Source organism: Pseudoalteromonas sp. APC 3358 (assembly GCF_030408075.1).
In the GTDB taxonomy this organism is placed as follows: domain Bacteria; phylum Pseudomonadota; class Gammaproteobacteria; order Enterobacterales; family Alteromonadaceae; genus Pseudoalteromonas; species Pseudoalteromonas arctica.
The window spans coordinates 143,150-160,673 of record NZ_JASDCE010000010.1 but is presented as its reverse complement, the minus strand read 5'-3'; the positions used below and the strand labels follow the sequence as shown (position 1 = coordinate 160,673).

Here is a 17,524-nt window from a genome sequence, read left to right as displayed (position 1 = left end):
CTTATTTGTTGTTGCCATAGTTGACGCTTATGTTTTTGTTATATTTATGTTATGTTTAAAAAAGCAATGTAATTTCAATATGATAGAGAACCCTATGGCTGTCCATATTTCTGGTGTTATTTTTGACGAAGAGCAGCGAACATTAAAAAATGACAGTCAAACTAGAAAACTTGAACCAAAAGTATTCAGTTTATTAATTACTTTACTAGCAGCTAATGGGAAAATTGTCACTCGAGACCAACTCATCGTTGAAGTCTGGAATAATCGGGTTGTAGGTGAGGGGGCGATCAATCGAACCGTGTCTTTATTGAGAAACCATTTTTCAGCGTTAACTAATGAAAATATTATTGAAACTGTCCCAACTCAAGGGTATCGGTTAGTTGCTACTGTAACGAACACAGATATTTCTCACGATGAAATGCCTGTTGAGCAAAAGGTTGCTTTTAAAAGCCCATCATTCAAGAAACCTATGCGCAATATCAAAAAAGCATCAATTATTGCAATTATTATAACTCTGCTATTAATTACCCTTTTTAGCACACTCTTCAAAGTTGAAAACTTAATCACGCCAAATAAATTATCACTTGTTAGTGCGCCATTGATTGGTTTGCAAGGTAGAGAATATAAGCTCTCGGCCACCCAATCTGGGGGACTCATTTTGTTCCATCACCTTGATGAGAATGACCGTCAATCGGTTTATTTATATGATACAAAAACACATACTCAAAACAGTGTACTAACAAATTCGTTGGCGACGATAAGTGCTGATGGAGAATATATCGTTTATGCAACACACATTGATGAACAATGTTTAATTTCGACTTATCATGTACACACTAAGAAAAAGCAGTTTTTATTTTCATGTGATGAGTTCCCAACCTCACTAGCTTGGGGAGAAAACAATACATTTTACTTCAATAAACGTTTTAGTAAATCTCATCCATATCAAGTATATAGCTATAATATAAACACGAGTAGATTAAGACAAATTACAAATCCAAGTAGTAAAAATAATACTAAGGGCGATTTTGATTTCTCCTACAATAACCATAGTAATCAACTTGCTATTGTTCGTTATATAAGCGAAAACGACTCAAAAATAATTATTAAAAATGAAGAAGAAAAATTAAACGAATACGTAGTTAATCTGCGTGTAAAAAGTCTTGTATGGCATTCTAAAAACAATACTTTAGTTATCGCAAACAACAACACTATTTTCTCTTTAGAAGCCGCAAGTGGTGAATATTATTCGATAAAAAAATTAGATTTTACAATTAACTCTTTAGCTATTATCCCAGCTAAATTGAATGCCTCGCTATTAGTAAGTAGCCTTAATGTCGTAAGCGAAATTGTAAAATATAACACTATTAACAGTAGTCAACATGTGTGGCAGCAAAGTGCGCGCACAGAGCTGCTTCCTCGTATGCGGGCAAACACTCAAACTTTTTTGTCTACGCGTTACAAAAGCCATCACTTTTGGAGAGTTAAAAACGACGAGGCCCAATTAATTGATATCGATTTACCCTTTGATCTACAGTTTGTACGCTACGAACTATCTGATGATGGCAGCCGTATTTTATTTACTAAGCACGGCGATGTTTTTGAACTAGATTTAAATAAAAATGCCTATCAAAAAGTGTTTACTAAAAATCACAATAGCTATGTTGCTAATTACGACGCACAAAATAACATTATTTATAGCACAAACGCTTCTGGACAATGGCAACTGTGGTTGTATCAACAAAGTACCGATACACACAGTCAATTAACTTTAAATGGGGGTTATAGCGGCAGAATCGTAGATCAATACCTCTATTACTCTAAATTTAATGTAGATGGTTTATGGCGTAAAAATTTAACAACAACAAGTGAAGAACTTGTTATTAAAAACTTCAATCGAATCAACTGGCTAAACTGGCAACTTATTGACCACCAATTATACTTTTATCGAGAAGCAACGGGAGTTTGGACTTTTAATATCAATACTCAAAAAGAGAATTTGATCATGCCAAAACCTGATGGTTTTGTTCACCAGTATACAGTGGCACCTGATCAGCAACATATATTCTGGGTACGCCTAAAAACTATTCAAGGTGATATTTATCAATATACCTTTTAATTATCGTTTTTAAATATAGGTTGTGTGTTTTTCAAATATAAAATAATAAAAATGCTTTACTATAAGCTGTTTAGCAATACATATGTAAATAAGTAAACTGCTTACGCTCCTCGTATTTATGTATTTTTCAGTCCTGCAACTGGTCTTACCGTAAACTAATTGTAAATAAAATAAACAAATATGTTGACCATTTGCGTACTCCACAATATCATTTGTAAGCGCTTACAAAACACATTTACAAATGTAAGCGCTTACAACACAAAAATACATAGATCGTAAAACAATTAATCTGACAATAATCTGTTGAAACCGGGGTTCAGTTATGAACATTGAAACAACGCACATTACACGTTTACTTGCCGCTATCTCTTTAGTTACGTTAGCTGGCTGTGGTGGCGACTCTGCCACTAAATCAAATTTTGAAAATGTAGATGCCTCTGAACCAGTATCAGATTGGCAAATGGTTTGGAGCGACGAGTTTGAAGGCTCAGCCATTGATACAAACAAATGGAACTATGAATTAAACTGCAATGGCGGTGGTAACAACGAGAAACAGTGTTACACCGACAGCGAGCAAAATGCATTTATTGCAGACGGTGTGTTAAACATTGTTGCCCTACCCGCTGAAGAAGGTGCAGAAAAACCTTATACTTCAGCACGCTTAAATACGCGTTACAACGCTGACTTTACGTATGGTCGCTTTGAAGTGCGCGCCAAACTTCCATCAGGACAAGGTAGCTGGCCAGCATTTTGGATGCTGCCAACAGATGAAGTTTATGGCACTTGGCCTCGTTCTGGCGAAATAGATGTTTTAGAATCAGTAAATCTTAAAACACCGGATGAAGACGGTGGAATAGAGTCAAGCATCCACGGCACACTTCATTACGGACGCGCGTGGCCAGATAACAGCTCTACGGGCAAAGAATTTAAATTCCCTGAAAATACTAACCCGGCAGATGATTTCCACACGTATGCTGTTGAATGGCAAGAAGGTGAAATTCGCTGGTACGTAGACGGTTACCTTTATGCAACTCAGCGTCAATCAGAAGTTCGTACTAATGCAAGTGACGAGGCTGTAGGTCTAAAACACCGTGGCTGGTTTGCAGAATATTTTGAGCAAGGTTCTGGCGAGCTTGAAACTCACTGGGATAGCGCACCATTTGATAAAGACTTTCACTTATTGCTAAACCTAGCAGTAGGCGGCGACTGGCCTGAAAACGTTAATGATCTAGGTATAGATGCTAGCGCATTTGAAAACGGCCAAACCTTTGCTATTGATTACGTACGTGTTTATCAATGTGCATCAAACCCTGAAACAGGTAAAGGCTGTGAAACTATTCGCCCGGGTTACAATAGCCTAGACGATGCATTGCTTGAAGGCGATGCACCAATTCCTAGCCCACCTTCGACAGGCATTGCAACACCACTGACTATTTTTGGTGAGTCATTTAATCCAAATTGGCCTGCATGGGATTGTTGTGGAGGATCTACTCCCGCTATTGTTGCAGATGAAACCCAAGGTGATGTAGTTGAATTTGTAGTAGGTGCAGAACCCACTGTAATGGGCTTTATTAGCCGTGAGATTTTTATTACTGACGAAGCAGGAAAAGCCAGCCCGTTTGATGCTTCTCCAATGCTGGATGAAGGTTACGTTCGTTTTAAAATGAAAGTAACAAATGCACCAGGCACTGCTGATGCAGCTTGGCTTGTAAAACTTGAAAGTAATGAAGGTTCTAGCGCATTAGAAATGCCGATTACAGATAGCATTGAAGGCGTAAGTCCTGTTGTTGGCCAATGGCAAACTTATACATTTTTATTAAAAGATCTAGATGCTGCAAATTTAGATATTAGTGCAATTGATGTGATCATGGTGTTTCCAGCATGGGGCGCAGGTGAAGGCGCTGTTTATTTAATTGACGATGTTGAGATTACTCAAGATAACTTAGGCGTATCACCTGAGCTTACTATTTTTACTGATGAGCAAAATCTAGCATGGCCAATGTGGGATTGTTGTGGTGGCTCAACCCCTGTTGAAGCTATGGATGATGAAGAGCATGGTTTAACCGCAGAATTTAGCATTGGTGCAGAGCCTACTGTAATGGGCTTTAATAGCCGCACATCGTCAGGTGGCGCAGGTGAATCGTTTGATGCTAGTAGCATTTTAGATGAAGGCGTTATTCAATTTGATTTAAAAGTAACGTCTGCACCGAGTGACCCAACTACACCGTGGTTGTTTAAAGTTGAGTCAAACGAAGGTGACTCTGCAGTAGAGCTTGAATTAACGGCAAGTGTTGAAGGCGTAGCGCCAGTTACTGGCGAGTGGCAAACATATACGTTTAAGCTGTCTGATCTTGCAGCTGCTGGCTTAGATGTAAGTACTATAGATGTACTAATGATTTTCCCAGCGTGGGGTGCAGGTGAAGGCTCTGTTTACCGTGTAGATAACGTTAAGATTTATAATCCAAATGCAGCGCCAGCTGCAACGGGTGAGCTTACTGTATTTAAAGATGCAGCTGCCGATCAGTGGAGTATTTGGGATTGTTGTGGTGGCTCTACACCAACAACAGAAACCGATGATGACGCGCATGGCGCAGTAGCGCAATTTAGCATTGGTTCTACTGCTACAGTAATGGGCTTTATTGCTGATGAAGACGTATCGTTCGATGCATCTGCAATACTTGAAAATGGTGTAGTTCAATTTGATATGAAAGTTGTATCAGCCCCTTCAGATATTGACGCACAATGGCTATTTAAAATTGAATCAATTGGTACATCGAGTGCCGTAGAGCTTGCTTTATCTAGCAGTGTTGAAGGCCAAGTACCTGTAACGGGCGAATGGCAAACATACACCTTCCCTCTTCAGCAATTATTTGATGCCGGCTTAGACATTAGCGCATTAAACGTAATTATGGTTTTTCCTAGCTGGGACATGGGCGATGGCGCGCTTTACCGTATAGACAACGTGATTATTGCAAATCCATAAAACACACACCAATAGGCGCTTAGCGCCTATTGCTACACAACAACATTTTATAAAGCAGAGCTATTATGAACACATTCAATTTTAAAAAGAGCCAACTTGCGGCTTCTGTGTCTCTCATCATTGCTGCGAGCACATTAAACACAGCTATTGCGGCAGAAGCAGAAACAAGCGTTTCATCTGATGTAGAAGTTATTGAAGTAAAAGGTATTCGTGGTTCACTTATTCGTTCTATGGATATGAAACGCGACTCTTCAGGTATTGTAGATGCTATCTCGTCTGAAGAAATGGGTAAATTCCCAGATACCAACTTAGCAGAATCATTACAGCGTATTACCGGCGTATCGGTGAGCCGTGCAAACGGTGAAGGTAGCCAAATTACAGTACGTGGTTTTGGCCCTGAGTTTAACTTAATTACCTTAAATGGTCGCCAAATGCCGGGCACAGGTTATACACGTTCGTATAACCTTGAAAACATCGCCTCTGAAGGTGTAAGTGCCCTTGAAGTATTTAAAACAGCACGTGCAGACGTGCCAAGCGGTGGCTTAGGTGCAACAGTTAATATTTCTACTGCGCGCCCTTTTCAAAAGCCGGGTCAGAACTTTTCGGCAACCGTTAAAGCAAACCACGACTCGTCAAACGAAGCTGGCGATGACGTAACACCAGAGTTTTCTACTGTTTACAGCAATACTTTTGTAGATGACACTTTTGGTTTTGGTTTTTCGTTTTCGCACCAAGAGCGTGACTTTCAAAAACAAAGTGCCAATATTCAAGGCTGGCAAGCAAACGTAGACCTACCTGATTTAGATAGCAGCAACGTTGTTGATAACCGTACAGATACATCAGGTAACTACTACTTCCCTAAAGACATGAACTACTCTATTGAAGATGTAGAACGTGAACGTACGAACGGACAAGTTACTTTTCAGTTTGCACCGGTAGATGGCTTTGTAGCAACACTTGATTACACCGCAAGTAAAGCTGTAACAGGTTCTCAAAGTATTGGTTGGGGTATTTGGAACGACTTTGGTAGCAATATTAATGGCTACGAACTAGATGAAAATGGTACAGCTGTTTATGCTGATATTAGCGGTAACGATGCATCATTCACAGCTAATAAAGGTACTACAGAAGTAAAAGCGCGCTCTCTAGGTTTAAATCTAGATTGGGAAATTAACGACACGTGGCACGTAGAGCTTGATTACCACGACTCTAAAAACGAAACTGATAACGGCGCCGACAACGGGCTGGGAAGTGCCGGCCAAGTAATTTTAGGTTCTGATCAGCTAGCTAATAAAATTTATGATTACCGCACGGGCGAAGTACCCAGTGCACAAGTTAATTGGTTAAATGGCACAAGTGAATTAACGCCTGGCGAAATTGATTCAAACTTTAGTCAGTTTATTCATTCACCAGGTGAATCAAACATTGAACAATTACAGCTGCATACGACATGGTATAACGAAAGCTATGACATTGGTTTAGTTAAAGTTAAATTTGGCGCATCACGTACAGAACAAAACACTGGTGGTTACACCGCGTGGAGTGGTTTAGTAGGTGGGCCAGGCTTTAACCCATCGTATACAGAAATATTCCCAGATAGTATGTTTACCCGCAACGACACATCAGGGCTATTAGATCAATTTGAAGGCGGCGGCAGCAACTTACAACCTGGTTACTACTATACCTACGATTTTGACGAAGCTGTTGCGCGCCAAATTGCGTATTTAACGGCTGATGTAACGGGTGGCGATGCATATACAGCTAATGCATACGCAGACGGAATAGATAGCGAGAGCTACGTAGAAGAAATCACTAATAGCTTTTATGTTCAATCAAGCTGGGAATTTGACGTAAGTAACTACTACGTAAAAGTAAATGCAGGCCTACGCTATGAGCAAACAGACGTAACAAGTACTGTGCGCCAACGCGTTGAAGATCAAGTTAATTGGATCAGCGCTTCAGAGTGGATCATGCAATACGCTGCTGGCGGCGATGATAACTTCTTAGAGCAACAAGGTGATTACGATGTTTTACTGCCTTCAATCGACGTAAGTGTTGATTTAACTGAAGACGTAGTAGCCCGCGTATCTTGGGGTAAAACAATGTCGCGTGCACCACTAGGTAATCTAGCCGGTGGTCGTAGTTTAACAGGCAGCCCAAAACCAGGTTCTCGTACAGGTGGCCAAGGTAATACAAACTTATTACCGTTTGAATCAACAAACCTTGATTTATCACTTGAGTATTACTACGCAGAAGGCAGTTACGCGTCTGTTGGTTACTTTAAAAAAGATGTTGATAACTTTATTCAAACCACCATTACGCAAACCACTATTGATGGCTTGTACGATATTTTAAACGGCCCTCGTTACTTACAAGCCGTAAGCGATATTGAATCACGTGGCGAGCAAGCAACAACCGACGCTATTTTTGCACAAATGATTGCCAGCGGTTACGGCAATGCAAATGGCGTTATTGAGCCAAACAGCGACGATCCGCTAATTACATGGAATATTAGCCAGCCACAAAACACCGACAGTAAATCTGTAGATGGTTTTGAAGTTGCAGTTCAACATCTAATTGGTGAAACCGGTTTTGGTGTAGGTGTTAACGCGACGTTTGTAGATGGCGACGTTGAATTTGATAGCGAAAGCCTTGATCAACAAGCACCGCTTACAGGCTTAAGTGACTCAGCTAACTTCCAAGGCTTTTACGAAAAAGACGGCCTATCAGTTAAAATTACTTATGCATGGCGCGACTCATACCTAATTGGTGTAGGCCAAGCGCAAGGTTCAGCTGATGCGCCTCCGCAATATGCTAAAGCGTATGGCCAATGGGATATGAGCGTTAACTACGATGTAAACGAAAACGTAACGGTATTTTTTGATGGCATAAACTTAAACAATGCAACCGAAGAAGGTTACGGTCGTTACGAAGAGCAGTTCTTATTTGCTAATCAATACGGTCCTCGTTATTCAATTGGTGCTCGTTACACGTTCTAACTAAATTTTCTTTAGTAAAAAATGCAAAAAAACCGCTCACTGAGCGGTTTTTTATTGCCTTAACTCTTAGTTATTTACCAGTAATGAGCTGTTAACCTCCGACCTTTGGTAAAGGCTTCTTACTTAATATTTCAAATGTAATTAAATCCACAAGCATTGAATAAACCACATTATTATTAATAAAAATAACAAAAAGCTCCCCGTCAGAATTTAAACCTGATTCAACTATACGATTATAATCTGTAATAATTTCAGTGTAATTAGAGCCATCAACTTTACTTAAAGCAAAAGTCCGATTGTCGGTGTTATCCAATTTATTATCTAAATTTGTATCACTATTTATTACTTCATAAGAGATAGCGCGGGTGGCTGACCTTTCATTAAACTCATCATCTACAAGTGGCATTATATCTATAATCAACTGATCTATAGATTTAAATAACCAAACAGAGTTATTCGTAATGCTATTAGTGAAGAGAACGTTTTTTGATCTAGTTGGTTTATAGCTACTTCCGCCAAACTCATTATATATCCCCAGTACTTCACTTTTTTCTACAAACAGTTTTTCGGACTCAAGTGCAATAAAATAAAAATCAGTACCACTTATTTTATGTGGATAACCTAAGCGCCAGTTTTCTTCTTTGTTATCGTCTTGAGCTAAATTTAATGTTGTTTGTTTTACGAGAATTTGATCTTTAAAAATGACAGAAGCAAGTTGATAAAAAACAAACAATATAGCAATTATAAGTCCACTAAATAAAACTAGCCCATTAAGATTCCATACCCATTTAAAAAATTTATCTGATTTCATGTTATTCCAACTTCTAAGCTACTTAATTCTAAAGTAGGTAATTATTTACAAATCCTAGTATTTTTTAATCTGCTCAAGCAGCCGATTGGTTGTCCAATCAATGCCGTTATACGCAATATCTGGCTTGTAGTAAGCCCCTGCCCCTCGCGCTCTGTTTACGTATACTTTGTTAGGTACAATAACTTTGCCTAAGCCTGAAGGTAAATCAGCTAAACGTACCTCCATATACATAGAATCAGCACTACTTGGTGCACCAAATAACGTTGTATTTTCAAAAAGCTTAAACTTATCAAGTGCATCTAAACAAGCACTAGCACATTGCGGCGGAACAATAACAAACACCTTGGTTTTAAAGTCACTCACTAAAGGTGTATGTGGTATGTTATTTAGCGTATTAGTCTTTTCTTCTACATAAAACGGGGCATCATTTTCAAGTGATAGAGCCATGCCAGCAGCGACGGTTTTAAGAGTTTTCAGTACTTCGGGTTGATCTTTTACAACGCTAAATAAAGACTCTACATAGCCAGTATTATCTTTTGATGCTCTCCACCATACTTGCGTGTTTTGAGAAGTATTATTTGCTTTTTGCTCTACTACTTTTTGGCCCCATAATCCTTTTGCTATTTGTGAGCTCCAATAAGATGAACCACCTTGGTTATGGCGCAAATCTAATACCACGGCTTTTGCAGTAAGTAACTTGCTACGTTGCTGTTGTATTTTTTCAAACACTTTATTGTAGGCAGCAGTTTGTTTATCGGTTGATGAAAAGCTAGGCATAGCAATCCAACCAATGTTTTTTTCAGGCCACGTTAAATCAATGGGGAGTTCATCACCGTTATAAGCATTTTCTAAATGCTTACTTGCTGACTTAGGCTTTACTGACCAATTTAGTGCTTGTGTATAGGTATCACCATTGGCTTTAACAAATTCGCATTCTTTTAGGGGAGTTAAAAATGGATTACCCTCGTCAATTAGTAACCGCCAACCTTGCTGCCACCAGTGCCCAGGTTGTGCCACTTCACCATGAAACTTAAATATTCTCTCACGCATTAAGGTATCAGTGCTTTGCCCATCACATTGGCTTACAACGTCGCCTTTGCTAATATTGCTGGCTTCGCTGTAATACACTTTTAGCGCATCACCTCGCCAAACAGCACTAAAGCCTGGCCAGCGGCGCGCGGGTCTATTTACGCTTGAAAACGCACCAGCATGACCATCTTGCAACACAGTGCTAAGGCGTGCAATTGCCGCAACATGAACTTGCGGTCCGCTCGCTTGAGCCGACAATGTAAGCGCCTCTGCTTTTGCTTGTTTTAATAAATCAGGGAAAGTTGGGTTATTAACATCAAACATACCAGGGTGATTTTGTGCAGATATACTGTAAGCAGCTTCTATATCGCTATTTGTAACACTGCGCCACTGCTCTGGCGTTGTGGGTACAGCTTGCTCATGTCCAGCATTTACAAGTGGTGATAGTAGTAAAGTTGGGAGTAATACATAGTTGATTATTTTTGTTTTTATAGTCATAAAAATCCATTTAATTATTAGCTTTTTAAACATGCTAAGTTAAATATAAGCTGACAATAATGCAAAGTTTACTTTTATTTATAATTAAGAGCTAGTTAGCTAACTGAAGCATTTTTAAAAATTAGTCGGGGAAGCTATTTTTCGCCAAAAATGAAGTACTAATCAATAATGCTTTATTGTACATCTGATTTAGCGCGTGCAATATAATCTGAATACTCAGCAGAAATAGGCATGACTTTGAAGGGGCTGACGTTTGCCCCGCCAGTGTTACCGCTGGGAATTAATCCAAACGCAGTTTTGGTAGCTGCTCCAGCAATACGAAATGTCTGTCCTAAAAGCTCACGTAAATCGTTTTGCTTAAACGCCCAGCAAAACATCAATATATGCACTTTAACATGAAAATAAGTAGATTCTTGACCAAGTACATGAGCATTTTCTAAATGCTCAAATGCCTCTATAAACTTGCCATTTTTATTAGCTAAATGAGCTAAATCTAATTCGGCATTTACATATAATTTTATATTTTTAGTGAATTGACTAAACATACTTCTATCCCTGTAAGCGTATAACGAGTATTTAAAGCAACTCGTTTATAGCCTATGTTTATTAATGGCCAAACAATAACCGAGTTGCTATTTTGGTTCAATTGCTACTTTTGTTTTTTTAGTTTTGCGAGCTCTCTTGATTTAACCTTTAGCACTTTAATTTTAGCGCCGTACCAATTAGCCATAGGTGCTGCTGCAATACCGTGTATTAAAGTACTCATCCATACAGCGTTAATCGCAATAATTAAAACTGAGTGACCGTACTGGCCTAAAATATCTTTAGAAATAATAAGTGCAAAAAGCGCTGTGGCAAGACCTCGTGGTCCAAAGAACCCCATAAACACTTTTGTTAATACTTTAGCTTTAGTGCCAATTAACGATAGGTAAATAGCAAGAGGCCGTACAATAAATATACTCACTAAAATATAACCAACAACAGGGAGGGTTAAATGCTCAACAGCTGAAGGAAGTAAGCCAAGTCCAATAATAACAAACGAAGTCCATATTAATATTTGCCCTTCACTCTCAGTAAATTGGTATATAAATCGACAATGGCCTTTTACAATATTACCAAAGGCTAAACCTGCAACAAACGCTGATATAAATCCATTTCCGCCCAGTAAACTTGCCATTAGGTATGATGTGCCGGTAAGTGCTAAAACACCAATGCCTTCATATATAGTCGATGATATTTTTTTTGACTCAGAGTATAAAAATAAACGTCCGCTCGAGAACCCCATAAATGCGCCAACCAAAATACCTATAAATATTTGGCTAAATCCAAACACTAACCATGACATTTCATTTTCTTGAGAGCCGGTTTCCATAGCAACTATACTGGCAAAAAATAAAATAACAGGTAATGCTAGTCCGTCATTTAAACCACTCTCAACGGATAAACTTTGTCGCTCGTTTAAAGGGACACTTTCATTGCTAACAACAGCTTGACCTAAAGCTGCATCAGTCGGTGCTAAAATTGCCGCAACTAAGGCTAGCATTGCCCAAGGCCACTGTGGAAAAAACAAATAAGCAAAGCCTGTACCAATCAAAATACTCAACGGCAAGCCTATCAATAGCATTCTTAAAGGCCATGTATTTTGCCTTTTTAATCTGCGTAGGTTTATTTGTGAAGCATCTAAAAACAATAATACAACAAGCGATATTTCTGCTATTAAATACACGGTTTCATGTGCATCGCCTATATTAATAAGTCCAGCCTGAGATACGGCAAAACCAATACCTAAAAATACCATTGGCGCCGTGATAATAGTGGTAGAGAGTTTTTTTGCTAGCATAGAGTAAGCACTAACTGAGAAAAGAAGAATGAGTAATCCTATTTCCATTGGGAGTTCCTATTAGGCATGGCTTGGTATTTTTATTAGAAAATATCAGGGTTGGGGTTAGCTATATTAAATCAGCACAATTTATTGAGTTAATTTTTATAAGTTTATTTTTAACTTTAATCTAAAATAATAACCGGCACCTAAATAACATTAGCCTGCCGGTTACGTTTAACTTTAATATGCAAAAGCTTATTTAGCTGCTGCACGTTTTGCGTCTAAACCAAGTAACTTATCAATAGATAAAAAGCCAGGTCCACGAGCAAAAATCACTAATAATGAAACAGCCCACCACGATGCCGGATTAATCCAATGATCGAGTGTAGGAAAAACTGCAAGCTGAATAAACATTGTCATACCAATAAGGCCTAACGCTGCAAAGCGAGAAAACAAACCGATAATCAGTAATATTGGGAGTAACACTTCAACAACACCAGCAACCACAGCAAGTGTTTCAATTACTTTTACAAGAAATGAGCCATCAACATAATCTAATGTTTTTGGATCACAAAGCTGCAAAGCACCTTCTCTAACTGGATCAGGACAAAAAAATTCGTATTTAAATAAGTCGTATTTATCAACATTAAATTGTAAAAAGCCATCCCATTTACTCAAACCAGAGTCTAGGAATACTTTAGCGACCATAAAGCGAAGAAAAAACAGTGCTATAGGTTCTAAGAACCGCGATAACTGCTCTCCCATCTGTACGTACAGTTGTTGTATTTTTTTTATCATGCCCATATTTATTCCTACTCTTGTAATGTGTACTAATTGATTTGGATTTCTAATAACTCATTTTGCAAGCATGCTGTAAAAGCATCGCTCACTTCAAAGTTTTCATCTACCGTTATTGCTGCATCAAAAGCTTCACCTAAAGACCTACTTGTACCCTGTAGAGCCTGCATAAGTGCAACTTCTGCGATAGAAAGAGAGCGGGCTTGCACCGCACCTTGCAAACGCCATAACATTATAAAATCCTCAGTAGAGGATTTAGTTACAACGACATCATTATTATTTGTTTTTAGCGAAATCCATTCAAAAAATGCGCCTTCACTCACACTAAGTAACAGTACGCTGGGGTTAAGCTTTACATTGAGTTCAGTAAGCTCAGTACCTTGTTCCATTAGTTGAGTAACATATTCTATAGTTAAATTTTCAGTTGAATCAGCGCTCATCAAACTCATTAGCCACGCGTAATCTAAATGCGCAATATCAACTAAGTTCATATATAAATTTGATGCGCTTTGCTGATTCACAGTGACTTCAAAAATATGTTTATTTTCAATTTCACCATCTTTAATCAAATCTGCAACAAAGTCTGGAAAGCTTAATCCATATCCCACCAAAGTGCCCTGCTCTGGTGGAAAACGGTCAACATAAAGTCGTGCCATTTTACGAAAGTTCTCACTACCTACTTTTTTTTCACACATAGGAAAGTTAGCTATTAATGCATCAACGCAGCCTTTATAAAACCCGTTTCTATACACAGCTAATCTTTTAATGTGCGATGGATTTTCGCAAAAATGCTCCATTGCACCTGGATCGCCCGTTCGCAAATAGCGAGTAAAAGCATCAATATATTGATTGGTACTCATTGGCGAACCACTTCTTTATGAGATATATTTAAGCGACTTTGTGACTCGCTTTGATTCAAATAGTTTTGCGCAGTTTCTCGCTCGCTCATAAGCTCTTCAAACGATGGAATATTAGCATCTCGCTCAACAAGTACTGGTCGCTGACCAAATATCTCAATTGCTTGTTCTAGCAAATCCCATACAGGAGTTGCCACCGGTGCTGCATGGCTGTCTATCAATAGTGACTGACCAAGAGCGGGATCCGGATCGTGCCCTGCAATATGAATTTCTCCAACAAGCTCAGCGGGGATCTGCTTTAAATAATCAAGCGCATCAATACCCGTGTTTTTACTACTGATATATAAGTTATTAATATCGATCAGTAAGCCACAACCAGAGCGCTTAGCCGCCTCAACTAAAAATTGAGGTTCATCCATATCACTTATAAAATCTAAATAGTTACTTGGGTTTTCTACTAAGATTGACCGACCTATGCCCGTCTGGTAACAATCAATCCCATTAATTAAAGATGCAAGAGCGTCTTGTGTGCGAGGTAAAGGCATTAAGTCTGCAAAATATTTACCCTCAGACTTAGACCAAACTGCATGCTCAGATACCAGTGCTGGTTGAAACTCATCAATCAACGCTTTAACTCGTTTAGTATGAGCAAGCATGGCTTTATGATCAGAGCCTAACGAACCACCAACACCATGAAAACTAATATCAAAATTTTCACGTACCGCTCTCAAATAATTTAACCGAGGTCCACCTGCTACAAAATAATTTTCTGTATGCACTTCAAACCAAAGATTATTATTTGTAATTGGCTGTTCTACTGGTAAAGCTAAAATGTCGTCAAGATGTTCTGGCTTTAAACTAAGGCCTGCACCTAATTGCTCCCCAGCAACAATGTACTGGGGAAAACTTGCTTTATTAACCTTCAAGCGAGCCTTTACCATTAGGAGTTACAACTGATTCACATACGCCTTTAGGTGCATATGTCCATGCGTTAGCTTGGAAGTCTGTAGTTGAAGTGCCTTCACAACTTGTTCCTGCACCTGCTTTACAATCATTTTCACCAGCTAAAGCAATACCAAAACATTTATCTTTACGACCGCGAACTTTATCACCAGCTACCCAGCCTTTAAATTGCTCTTGTACTTTTGCTGAAGCACCTTCTGCAACTGTTAACTGGCTGTTAGGACCAGCTACTGCGCCTGCACTTAATACTGCTGCTGATGCGCCAATTAATAAAGCCGTAGTTAAATTTACTTTTTTCATTTGTATGCTCCTGATTAAAATATTTTTTCTTGTTTTATCAATGATTGTTAATAATACCAATCCGCAATAATACTTAATCATTTTGCGGGGCTAAATGTGTCGCTACCTGCGTTAAAAATTCTCATTTAGAACAACTAAATAGCGAATTTTTTGCCTAGCTATCAACACGTTTTTCCATCCTCAAAATAAATCACTTAATTAAGCGAATTGGTATAAAAACACTCATATTTTGATAAACAAGCACAATGGAGATAAGCAATATCGCCGTTTTATCAATTTAATAGACCTATCGTTGTTATAAAAACTTTCAGATTATTTGCTTACAACGAAAATACAACTGTAAACAAGAAGTAAATATAGTGGACTAAGCAGTTAATACAAACATTAGAAAAGCTAACCTAATTGTTTTGATAATGAATAAGCTTGGAAAAGTTCATATTTAGTGGATTAGATGCATTGAGGCACTTTGTTTTGGTAATGATCTACAAATAGAAATTTACTTAACTGAGGAAGGATAAAAATATTATTTAATGGCTCCTTATATTTACACCACTGTATACTCGCTAAATTAGCGTTTTTTAAGTAGGACTCGTAAACACCGTCATTATAATGTTATTTTCTGCAACGCTAAAATGTTGGACTATATGGCCATTATCAACGGTTGATTGCCTATAAAAAAAGCGCTACAAATAGGTAGCGCTGGCATTATTACTTAATGGTTGTTTATTTAAAGCTTAGGCTCTTTATTTAAAAGAAGCCGAGCGGATCCTCGCTGTAGCTTACTAATAGGTTTTTAGTTTGTTGGTAGTGACCCAGTGCGAGTTTGTGGTTTTCGCGACCAATACCTGATTTTTTATAGCCGCCAAACGCGGCATGAGCCGGATACATGTGGTAGCAGTTAGTCCATACTCGGCCTGCCTCAATTTTACGCCCCATACGATACGCTTGGTTCATGTTGCGGCTCCATACACCGGCGCCTAAACCAAATTCAGAGCTATTGGCAAGTGCCAACGCTTCGGCTTCGTCTTTAAAGGTCGACATTGAAATAACCGGGCCAAAAATCTCTTCTTGGAATACCCGCATGTCGTTGGTGCCTTTTAATAGCGTAGGCTGAATGTAATATCCGCCGTTAAGCTCATCGCTTAACTGCTCTACGTTACCACCAGTAAGTACTTCGGCGCCTTCTTTTTTACCAATTTCGATGTAGCTTAATATTTTATCGAATTGCGCTTTAGACGCCTGCGCACCTACCATGGTTTCGGTATCTAGCGGGTTACCGCGTTTAATTTGTGCTGTACGCTGTAAAATGCGTTCAATAAATTGCTCGTAAATATCTTCTTGAATAAATAGTCGCGATGGGCAAGTACACACTTCACCTTGGTTAAAGTAGGCCAGTATTGCGCCCTCTATTGCTTTAGATAAAAACGCGTCGTCTTTGTCCATTACATCGCTAAAGAAAATATTGGGTGACTTACCACCTAGCTCTACCGTTGATGGAATAATGTTTTCGGCGGCGCATTTTAAAATATGTGAACCCACTGGGGTAGACCCCGTAAAGGCGATTTTAGCAATACGGGTGTTGGTAGCCAGGGCTTCACCTGCTTCTTTACCAAAGCCATTAACTACGTTGAGTACGCCCGCTGGCAGTAAGTCGCCAATCACTTCCATTAACACTAAAATAGAGGCAGGGGTTTGCTCTGCCGGTTTTAGTATTACACAGTTGCCCGCAGCTAAGGCTGGGGCTAGCTTCCACGCTGCCATTAGTATTGGGAAGTTCCACGGAATTATTTGCCCAACTACACCTAACGGTTCATTAAAATGATAGGCAACGGTAGTTTCATCAATTTCACTAATACCGCCCTCTTGTGAGCGCAGGCAACCTGCAAAATAACGAAAGTGATCGGCGGCTAGTGGAATATCGGCCGCGAGTGTTTCGCGAATTGCTTTGCCGTTGTCCCACGTTTCGGCAACCGCAAGTAACTCTAAATTTTGTTCAATACGGTCGGCTATTTTTAGTAATACGTTACTACGATCGGTAACCGATGTAGTGCCCCACTGCGCTTTTACTGCATGGGCTTTGTCGAGCGCAAGTTCAATGTCGTCTTTGTCGGAGCGCGCTACTTTGCAAAACACTTTGCCGTTTACAGGGCTAATATTTTCAAAGTACTGGCCGTTTACTGGCTTTACCCATTCTCCACCAATGTAGTTTTCGTATTGCGCTTTAAAGGTAATTAGTGCATCTTTTTCGCCTGGATTTGCATAAATCATAGTGACACTCTCTTGTTGTTATTAGCTAAAAGTCGAGCTATTAAATAAGTCTTTTTGCTTTATATTTAATCAAGTGC

Annotated in this window: 12 protein-coding genes; 3 read left to right on the top strand and 9 right to left on the bottom strand. The window is 39.0% G+C overall.

Annotation, left to right across the window (positions count from 1 at the left end; translation table 11 throughout):
* Window positions 1-94 precede the first annotated feature (94 nt).
* The 3 genes from QL995_RS15810 to QL995_RS15800 all read left to right on the top strand — a co-directional run bounded on the left by QL995_RS15810 (window position 95) and on the right by QL995_RS15800 (window position 8,101).
* On the top strand, window positions 95-2,119 hold the full coding sequence (locus QL995_RS15810) for a winged helix-turn-helix domain-containing protein (protein WP_290294568.1): 2,025 nt from the start codon (window positions 95-97) through the stop codon (window positions 2,117-2,119).
* Window positions 2,120-2,441: 322 nt separating this feature from the next.
* Complete coding sequence (locus QL995_RS15805) at window positions 2,442-5,102, top strand: glycoside hydrolase family 16 protein (protein WP_290294567.1); 2,661 nt, start codon at window positions 2,442-2,444, stop codon at window positions 5,100-5,102.
* Window positions 5,103-5,167: 65 nt separating this feature from the next.
* Window positions 5,168-8,101, top strand: coding sequence for a TonB-dependent receptor (locus QL995_RS15800; protein WP_290294566.1), 2,934 nt, complete (start codon window positions 5,168-5,170; stop codon window positions 8,099-8,101).
* 91 nt (window positions 8,102-8,192) lie between these two features.
* On the opposite strand, the gene QL995_RS15795 is transcribed toward QL995_RS15800, so the two are convergent.
* From QL995_RS15795 to QL995_RS15755, 9 genes are all read right to left on the bottom strand, one after another.
* Window positions 8,193-8,912 carry a hypothetical protein gene (locus QL995_RS15795; RefSeq protein WP_007584248.1) on the bottom strand — a complete coding sequence of 240 codons (720 nt, stop codon included), beginning with the start codon at window positions 8,910-8,912 and terminating at the stop codon, window positions 8,193-8,195.
* 54 nt (window positions 8,913-8,966) lie between these two features.
* Window positions 8,967-10,439 (bottom strand): S41 family peptidase, encoded by a 1,473-nt coding sequence (locus tag QL995_RS15790; protein ID WP_290294565.1) that lies wholly within the window; start codon window positions 10,437-10,439, stop codon window positions 8,967-8,969.
* Between the two features lie 173 nt (window positions 10,440-10,612).
* Window positions 10,613-10,984, bottom strand: coding sequence for a DUF3703 domain-containing protein (locus QL995_RS15785; RefSeq protein ID WP_007584259.1), 372 nt, complete (start codon window positions 10,982-10,984; stop codon window positions 10,613-10,615).
* Window positions 10,985-11,088: 104 nt separating this feature from the next.
* Window positions 11,089-12,327 (bottom strand): cation:proton antiporter, encoded by a 1,239-nt coding sequence (locus QL995_RS15780; protein WP_290294564.1) that lies wholly within the window; start codon window positions 12,325-12,327, stop codon window positions 11,089-11,091.
* 189 nt (window positions 12,328-12,516) lie between these two features.
* Window positions 12,517-13,059 carry a DoxX family protein gene (locus tag QL995_RS15775; protein ID WP_290294563.1) on the bottom strand — a complete coding sequence of 181 codons (543 nt, stop codon included), beginning with the start codon at window positions 13,057-13,059 and terminating at the stop codon, window positions 12,517-12,519.
* 32 nt (window positions 13,060-13,091) lie between these two features.
* Window positions 13,092-13,919: a DNA-binding domain-containing protein gene (locus QL995_RS15770; protein WP_290294562.1), complete on the bottom strand. Its 828-nt coding sequence runs from the start codon at window positions 13,917-13,919 to the stop codon at window positions 13,092-13,094.
* Window positions 13,916-14,842 carry a DUF692 domain-containing protein gene (locus QL995_RS15765; RefSeq protein ID WP_290294561.1) on the bottom strand — a complete coding sequence of 309 codons (927 nt, stop codon included), beginning with the start codon at window positions 14,840-14,842 and terminating at the stop codon, window positions 13,916-13,918. The genes QL995_RS15770 and QL995_RS15765 overlap by 4 nt, the downstream gene beginning before the upstream one ends.
* Entirely contained in the window at window positions 14,832-15,179 is a 348-nt protein-coding gene (locus tag QL995_RS15760; protein ID WP_008165743.1) for a DUF2282 domain-containing protein, read from the bottom strand. Before QL995_RS15760 ends, QL995_RS15765 begins: the two co-directional genes overlap by 11 nt.
* Window positions 15,180-15,926: 747 nt before the next feature.
* The gene (locus QL995_RS15755) at window positions 15,927-17,447 is read right to left on the bottom strand and encodes an aldehyde dehydrogenase family protein (RefSeq protein WP_010553624.1); all 1,521 of its coding nucleotides are present in this window, start codon (window positions 17,445-17,447) and stop codon (window positions 15,927-15,929) included.
* Window positions 17,448-17,524 lie beyond the last annotated feature (77 nt).

What these genes read in the sequence shown, in the direction of transcription:
- QL995_RS15775 (WP_290294563.1), bottom strand. Translation starts at nt 13,059, where the DNA reads ATGATAAAAAAAATACAACAACTGTACGTACAGATGGGAGAGCAGTTA.
- QL995_RS15780 (WP_290294564.1), bottom strand. Translation starts at nt 12,327, where the DNA reads ATGGAAATAGGATTACTCATTCTTCTTTTCTCAGTTAGTGCTTACTCT.
- QL995_RS15760 (WP_008165743.1), bottom strand. Translation starts at nt 15,179, where the DNA reads ATGAAAAAAGTAAATTTAACTACGGCTTTATTAATTGGCGCATCAGCA.
- QL995_RS15810 (WP_290294568.1), top strand. Translation starts at nt 95, where the DNA reads ATGGCTGTCCATATTTCTGGTGTTATTTTTGACGAAGAGCAGCGAACA.
- QL995_RS15795 (WP_007584248.1), bottom strand. Translation starts at nt 8,912, where the DNA reads ATGAAATCAGATAAATTTTTTAAATGGGTATGGAATCTTAATGGGCTA.
- QL995_RS15805 (WP_290294567.1), top strand. Translation starts at nt 2,442, where the DNA reads ATGAACATTGAAACAACGCACATTACACGTTTACTTGCCGCTATCTCT.
- QL995_RS15755 (WP_010553624.1), bottom strand. Translation starts at nt 17,447, where the DNA reads ATGATTTATGCAAATCCAGGCGAAAAAGATGCACTAATTACCTTTAAA.
- QL995_RS15785 (WP_007584259.1), bottom strand. Translation starts at nt 10,984, where the DNA reads ATGTTTAGTCAATTCACTAAAAATATAAAATTATATGTAAATGCCGAA.
- QL995_RS15800 (WP_290294566.1), top strand. Translation starts at nt 5,168, where the DNA reads ATGAACACATTCAATTTTAAAAAGAGCCAACTTGCGGCTTCTGTGTCT.
- QL995_RS15790 (WP_290294565.1), bottom strand. Translation starts at nt 10,439, where the DNA reads ATGACTATAAAAACAAAAATAATCAACTATGTATTACTCCCAACTTTA.
- QL995_RS15770 (WP_290294562.1), bottom strand. Translation starts at nt 13,919, where the DNA reads ATGAGTACCAATCAATATATTGATGCTTTTACTCGCTATTTGCGAACG.